The sequence below is a fragment of the Brevundimonas diminuta ATCC 11568 genome, assembly GCF_000204035.1.
Lineage (GTDB): Bacteria > Pseudomonadota > Alphaproteobacteria > Caulobacterales > Caulobacteraceae > Brevundimonas > Brevundimonas diminuta.
The window spans coordinates 120,894-123,136 of the sequence record NZ_GL883084.1; the positions used below are offsets into that span (position 1 = coordinate 120,894).

The 2,243-nt window shown below is 71.8% G+C and carries 1 protein-coding gene; it reads right to left on the minus strand.

Annotated elements, in window-relative coordinates; translation table 11 throughout:
• A partial coding sequence (locus tag BDIM_RS00640; protein WP_040344455.1) for a bifunctional [glutamine synthetase] adenylyltransferase/[glutamine synthetase]-adenylyl-L-tyrosine phosphorylase occupies positions 1 to 2,243 on the minus strand: 2,243 nt, incomplete at both ends.

Consider the following 2,243-nt stretch of genomic DNA (forward strand, 5'->3'; position numbering starts at 1 on the left):
CCATGAACTCCCAGGTCTCGGCCTCGTCGGCGTAGTAGGCCTCCAGCGCCTCCAGCCGCACCGACACCGGCCCCTTGGAGCCGGTCGGACGCAGCCGCATATCGACCTCATACAAGCCGCCTTCGGCCGTATGGGCCGACAGTGCGGCGATGAACCGCTGGGTGAAGCGGCCGTAGAAGGTCTCGGCGCTCCAGCCGCGCCCGGCGGACACCGCCTCGGGCGGCGCCGCATAGACGGTCATCAGGTCCAGGTCCGACCCCGCCGTCATCTCACGCGACCCGGCCTTGCCCAGGGCCACCACGGCGACCGCGCCGTCGAAGGCTCCGCCCATCCGCTCAGCCTCGGACAGGGCCGCCGGGGCCAGCCCCTTCATGCAGGCGTCGGCCAGGGAGGTGTAGGTCAGCCCGGCCTGCTCGGCCGTGGTCCGGCCGGTGACGACATGCATGCCGATACGGAAGGTCTGTTCGCGGTGCAGGCGGCGCACGGCGTTCATGGCCCCTTCGAAATCGCCGGCCTCATGCGCCTCGCGCACCACCTGATCGGCCAGGCCGGTGTCGGTGCCCAGGGCCGTCATGAAGCGCGCGTCCAGCACCCCGTCCAGAGCCTGCGGCTGACGCCCCAGCGCCCGCGCCAGTCGCGGCGCGAAGGCCATGACCCCGACCACCAGGTCGAACAGCTTGGGCTGGTTCAGGAACAGGGCCTGCACCTGCACCCCGGCGCTGAGGCCCGAGAAGAAGACGGCGAACCGGCGGAAGGCCGCGTCCGGCGCTCCCGTCCTGGCCACCGCCGTCAGCAGTTGCGGCGCCAGACGGGTGAACAGCTCGCGCCCCCGCGCCGTGCGCGTCGCCTGGATGCGGCCGTGGTGCCAGCTGCGGATGGTGTCCGACACCGTGGCGGGCTCGGAAAAGCCCATGCGCGCCAGCGTCTCCAGCGTGCCGGGGTCGTTCTCCACCCCCGTGAACACCAGGCTGCCGTAGGGCGAGGACAGGTCTTCGCCGCCCTCGAACAGTTCGCCATAGCGGGCGTTGACCCGCACCAGCAGGCGCTCGATCCCCGCATCGAAGGCGGCCAGATCTCCCTGCCCTGCCAGGGCCGCCACATCGGCGCGGCGTTCGGGATCGACGGGCAGGATGTGCGTCTGTTCGTCCGCCAGCATCTGCGCCCGATGCTCCAGCGCGCGCAGCTCGACATAGGCGGCGTGCAGTTCGTCGCGCGCCTCGGGCGCGACGTGGCCGGCGGCGGTCAGGGCGTCCAGCGCCTCCAGGGTGCGCGGCGAGCGCAAGGACCGGTCGCGGCCGCCCAGGATCAGCTGCTGGGTCTGGACGTAGAACTCGATCTCGCGGATGCCGCCCCGGCCCAGTTTCAGATTGGCGCCTGCCGCCTCCAGACCCTCGCCGGTCTTGTGAACATGGATCTGTTTCTTGATCGACTGGATGTCGAGCACGGCCTGGTAGTCCAGGCTGCGCCGCCAGATGTAGGGGACCAGCGCCTTCAGGAAGGCGGCGCCCTCGGCCGCATCCCCGGCGCAGACGCGGGCCTTGATGAAGGCCGCCCGCTCCCAGTTCTGGCCGACGGATTCGTAGTAGGCCAGCGCCATCGGCGCCGCGACTGCAGGCGGGGTCGAGGACGGATCGGGCCGCAGCCGCAGATCGACCCGGAAGACGTAGCCGTCCGCCGTCCGCTCGGCCAGCAGGGCCGTCAGCCCCTGGGCCAGACGGTTGGCGAAGCCCTGCATCTCCACGCCCTCGGCCAGGGCGCTCTGCAGCGCCTCCGGCTCGTAGAACAGCGACAGATCGATGTCCGAGGAATAGTTCAGCTCGAACGCCCCGCCCTTGCCCATGGCCAGGACGAACAGGCCCGGAACCGGCCCGCGCGGATCGTCAGGCGCCGAGGTCAGCCGCCCGCGCCTGCGCCAGTCGTCGGCCGTGATCCGCAGNGCCGCCCGCGCCGCCGCATCGGCGAACCGCGACAGGGCGCCCGTCACCTGATCCAGATCCCAGACGCCGCCCAGATCGCACAAGGCCGTCAGCAGGTGCAGTTCGGCCTTCAGCCGGCGCAGCGGCGCCTTGGCCTCGTCCGGCGCGGCGGTTAGGGCGTCAGCAGCCGCCAGAATCTCCGCCAGTCGCGCTTCGGGATCGGCGTCCAGCGTCAGCCGCAGCCGATCCGGCCAGCGCCGCGCCAAGCCCGCCAGATAGGGCGAGGCGGCGAAGACTGGCTCCAGCGCCGCCCAGGCCGCATCCAGC